Source organism: Enterococcus lactis (assembly GCF_015751045.1).
In the GTDB taxonomy this organism is placed as follows: Bacteria; Bacillota; Bacilli; order Lactobacillales; family Enterococcaceae; genus Enterococcus_B; species Enterococcus_B lactis.
Map to the genome: position 1 here is coordinate 1 of NZ_BNJW01000048.1, position 4,321 is coordinate 4,321.

Here is a 4,321-nt window from a genome sequence, read left to right on the forward strand (position 1 = left end):
TCCAGCTAAGTAAAGATTGACGATTTGTTGCTTGAATTCTTGTGAAAAAGTTCTTCGTGTTCTCTTAGACATAAAAATTCCTCCTGGTATGTTTTCTTCTAGTCTACACACCTTAATTTTTCTGTCTAGTTAATTGTAGCCTATCCAAAAGTAAGGAATTACAAAAAGAGAAAGAAGAGAAGGAAGAATGAAAAAGGTATTATTTGCGGTTAGTTTAGTTGTTAATATAGCACTAGCAGGAGGATTATTTTATACCATTACAGAAATGAATAAGCTTGATGACCAACGGGAAAGCTTAGCAATCAGTAACGAACAATACAAAAGGAAGCTAGATGAAGCTAGCAGCACCAACGTGGACACTCAAGAAGCCGTAGAATCCTCTACAATTGTTTATAGCAATGAATCCAGTGAAACCCTAACAAATTCGGAAAGAAGCACAGCTCCAGCTACAGAAACTGTTTCTCAAAAAGCTACTATAACAATAGGAAGTAAAGTATTCACGTTTATAGTAAATGGCTTGACAATAGAACACGATTCTAGCAGAACAGGAAAAATGACCGAGCTTTCTCATGAGTTTCCAGTGATTGTTACTACTCCTAGTGCTACCCTTAACGGTATATTGGTGCAAGACAACAATGATAATAATTGCTATATAATGGTAGACGGTCAAACTCTATACAGAGGAACATACCAATAAATTTTGAGTCTTAATATGACTGATATTTATAAAAAATTCCTGATATTAGAACAAGAATACGCTGTCTTCAAATGTATAATATTACAATAGCACGATATAGCAATATTGTTATATCGTGTTTCATAATAATTAAGAGCTTTAAAATTAGTATTTATTAGATACTTAAACGCTATTTTAGTATTGATAAATTGTTACCAGCAACAAAAAAGAAGTTACTTAGTGCTAACTTTTGAGCAACTGCTAGAGGAGGTAGGATATGGCTAATTATCCTGTAATTTTTATTGTATTTTCTAGAAATGTAATTATTCTCTTAAACATTCCAGCATATCCAAGTATATAGAAAATTTACGTTTTCTATATACTTGGATTTGAATTATAGCTATTTGTAATTTACTTCAATTATTTCGCTATAGCAGCTAATAACACTATAAAGACACATACAGCAACTCCTTAAATGGGTTTCGTATGTGTCTTTATAGTGTTGATCACTTCATATTTTAGTTGGTCAAAATCCTTATCATATGTAGCAATATATACCACTAAATTTACAGCATCTTTTTGATCAATAGCTAAAAGCTGTCCATTGATTTTCAAAAAGACAAAAGTAGCTAAGAAAGCAGTACGTTTATTTGCATTATGAAAAGGATGTTTCTTTATCAATTGTATAAGTAGGATAGCTGCTTTTTCATAAATCGAAGGATAAACCTCTTCACCAAAAGCTGAGGCTCGAAGTTGTCCTACACACATTTCTAAAGCATTCGCGTCCTTTACACCAATGGGTTCATTAGGAGAGTATTTTTTTATTTGGATCACATTCATTTTTATAACATCTTTGGCTTCTAGGTAATGAACACTCATTTATCGACAAGCTCTCTAAAAGTAGTATCATATTCAGTTAATGCTTGAGATATTGCTACATCGATCTCATCAGATAAGGTTTGTTTTTTTGTAATTGCTGCTCGAAGTTTTTCTTCATCTAAAAAAACCGTATCTCCAGGATTTAACCCATTTTCTTTAAGAAACTCCTTTGAAATAGTTAATACTACTGAATTCCCTACTTCTCTGAATTTTCTTTCTTTGATTGCCATAGTCTTCTCCCCTTTTTTGTTTGTATATACAGTATATACGCTTATTGATTTTAAATCAATCGTAGTCCCTCTCATGTCTAACTCTATAGAAAGATTGTTCTTTCTATAGAATTAAGAAAAACCAAAAAAATTTTTAGAATACAAACTGCTATCCCCTCGCCTATTTATATATACCATTTATTTTATATGATTATATAGAACCTTATATAATTTGTGTTTTCCAAAAAAAATATAGCATACCAATTGACAAACGTCCCTATAATTGGTATAGTCCAATTGTAGGGGTACTCCTCTCTCCTACTTATTGAAAGGATGAATGACATGAAAAATACAGAAATATATCAAAAAATAGATACAATCATACTTCATATGCCCGATTATATAAAAGATTTTGTTCAAGATCGTGAAGATAAAGATCAATCACCTCGAACCACTTTAGAATATCTAAAAAATTATAAGCTCTTTTATGAATGGCTTCTGAGTGAGTCTATCGTTCCTGATACTTCAATCACCTCGATAAGACATTTAACTGCCTATGACCTAAACTTGTACAAATCTCATTTGAAACGTCGCGCAAAAGAAAATGTAAAAAAAGATACAACAAAAGCTAAGCTCGAAGATAATAATAACTTAGGCCTATCCACTTCTACTATCAATAGAAATATAACAGCATTGAAAGTTCTATTTAAATATCTTTCGAAAAGTTCCAATAATCCTCTAGGAAAACCATACTTAGACGATAATCCTATGGACCAGGTAGCAACTATCACAGATAAAACAACTTTAGCAGCTCGTGCAAATGCCATTGAGAAAAAATTATTTCTAGACGAAGATACACAAAATTATCTAGATTATATTGCCAATGAATATAAAAATACTTTGAGCAAACGAGCTCTGATCTATTACCATCGAGATGTAGAAAGAGACCTGGCGATCAATGCACTGATTTTAGGATCTGGATTGAGACTCTCCGAGGTTGTAAATATTAACTTAGATGATCTATCTTTGGATAAGAATAATGTGGTAGTAACTAGAAAAGGAAATAAGAGAGATGCGGTCAATATAGCAGCGTTCGCAATGGAATATTTAGCTAATTATCTAGCTATTCGGAAAGAAAGATATAAAGTGACAGAAAACGAAAAAGCATTATTTCTAGCAATTTACCAAGGAGAAGCCAAACGTATATCCGGTATTGCAATCGAACGGATGGTAGCAAAATATTCGAAAGGATTCAGAGTCCAAGTCAGTCCGCATAAACTGCGTCATACATTGGCTACTAGACTCTACCAACAGACAAATTCTTTGGTATTGACTGCCCAACAATTGGGACATTCAAGTACCAATACAACGACTTTATATACCCATATAGACAATGCGGCTACAATTGATGCATTGAATTCATTATAAAAAAAAGTCCAACTACAAATAGATTTCGTAGTTGGTTTTTTTTATCTCTAATCATGCAAAGATTAAATACCTAATTTAAATCCTTTTAAGGAAGCACCGATTTCATCTTCTGTAATTCCAATATATCTTTTAGTAATCGATTGAGAACTATGATTAAAAATAAACATTAAGGTAGCAATGTCTCTAGTTTTCTTGTAGTAGTGATACCCAAAAGTTTTTCTTAATGTATGTGTTCCTATATCATCTCTTCCTAATTTTTCTGCTATATCTGCATATATCTGATAGACACGATCCCTTGTTATATGTCGACCTTGTTGCCGACTTGGAAATAACCAATCATTTTCTTCTTTACCTTCAGTATATAATAAAATCTCTTCTCTCAAATTATCTATAAAAATCGGTTTTCGCTTACCTGTTTTATGTTCAACAATAATAGGCTTACTTTTACCTCGTATGTCTCCAACTTTTAATCCTATAATATCTGACATACGTAACCCATTATTGATTCCAAACAAAAATAAAAAACTATCTCTTTCTGGATTACTTGTTCTTCTTAGCCAAAACTGAAAATCTTGTATCTCTTCATTTGTCCTTAACGGTTGTACATTATAGCTCACTATTGTTTCCCTTCTTAAAAATATTCTGAGTTCATGATTATATATATATTTTACCATAATCATGAACTTATATATATACTCTGTTAAAAGTGAAGAAAATCAAGGGGTTTAGTTTATGATTTTATATCATTTCAGTAACTCAGAATATTCCGACTATTTTGTACAAAAAAATTAACCTTACTTATATGAAGATTCTAAGCTCTTATTTAAATTTTAGACGGGCAGTTATCCGTAGAAGTTCTTAGAATAGCTAATTTACATAATTAAATTATATGAAATTTAAATTTGGACAATATACTAAGAACTCCCCTTACTATAAAGTGAAATAAATTAGCATATGAATAACCGTGCTACCAAGCTTTTCATTATCTTAATTGTCAAATTAAGTTAGACAGATCATCAATACTTACGTAACTCAAAAATACTTCCAAAGGTGTTCGATAATCCAGTGATTTTCTAGGAATATTATTTCGTTTAGATGCGACAGATTGAATAAAAAATTCATCTACTGA

Annotated in this window: 5 protein-coding genes and 1 pseudogene; 2 read left to right on the forward strand and 4 right to left on the reverse strand. The window is 31.4% G+C overall.

Annotated elements, in window-relative coordinates; all coding sequences use genetic code 11:
• Positions 1-187: 187 nt before the first annotated feature.
• Positions 188-697: a hypothetical protein gene (locus KFO35_RS13715; RefSeq protein WP_002295345.1), complete on the forward strand. Its 510-nt coding sequence runs from the start codon at positions 188-190 to the stop codon at positions 695-697.
• 450 nt (positions 698-1,147) lie between these two features.
• On the opposite strand, the gene KFO35_RS13720 is transcribed toward KFO35_RS13715, so the two are convergent.
• Both KFO35_RS13720 and KFO35_RS13725 read right to left on the reverse strand, forming a co-directional pair.
• Complete coding sequence (locus KFO35_RS13720; RefSeq protein ID WP_002307501.1) at positions 1,148-1,555, reverse strand: type II toxin-antitoxin system death-on-curing family toxin; 408 nt, start codon at positions 1,553-1,555, stop codon at positions 1,148-1,150.
• On the reverse strand, positions 1,552-1,785 hold the full coding sequence (locus KFO35_RS13725) for an AbrB/MazE/SpoVT family DNA-binding domain-containing protein (protein WP_002295764.1): 234 nt from the start codon (positions 1,783-1,785) through the stop codon (positions 1,552-1,554). The genes KFO35_RS13720 and KFO35_RS13725 overlap by 4 nt, the downstream gene beginning before the upstream one ends.
• Before the next feature lie 321 nt (positions 1,786-2,106).
• On the opposite strand from KFO35_RS13725, the gene xerS reads away from it, so the two are divergent.
• The gene (xerS, locus tag KFO35_RS13730) at positions 2,107-3,192 is read left to right on the forward strand and encodes a tyrosine recombinase XerS (RefSeq protein WP_002295762.1); all 1,086 of its coding nucleotides are present in this window, start codon (positions 2,107-2,109) and stop codon (positions 3,190-3,192) included.
• A 62-nt stretch (positions 3,193-3,254) separates the two neighbouring features.
• Here xerS and KFO35_RS13735 read toward each other — a convergent pair whose 3' ends face one another.
• Positions 3,255-3,809 carry a tyrosine-type recombinase/integrase gene (locus KFO35_RS13735; protein ID WP_002295761.1) on the reverse strand — a complete coding sequence of 185 codons (555 nt, stop codon included), beginning with the start codon at positions 3,807-3,809 and terminating at the stop codon, positions 3,255-3,257.
• A gap of 377 nt (positions 3,810-4,186) precedes the next feature.
• Positions 4,187-4,321, reverse strand: a pseudogene (locus KFO35_RS13740) (IS30 family transposase); the annotation flags it as partial.

Bases quoted from the DNA above. Each gene is read 5' to 3' on its own strand.
- KFO35_RS13715 (WP_002295345.1), top strand. From the start codon at position 188: ATGAAAAAGGTATTATTTGCGGTTAGTTTAGTTGTTAATATAGCACTA.
- KFO35_RS13720 (WP_002307501.1), bottom strand. From the start codon at position 1,555: ATGAGTGTTCATTACCTAGAAGCCAAAGATGTTATAAAAATGAATGTG.
- KFO35_RS13725 (WP_002295764.1), bottom strand. From the start codon at position 1,785: ATGGCAATCAAAGAAAGAAAATTCAGAGAAGTAGGGAATTCAGTAGTA.
- xerS (WP_002295762.1), top strand. From the start codon at position 2,107: ATGAAAAATACAGAAATATATCAAAAAATAGATACAATCATACTTCAT.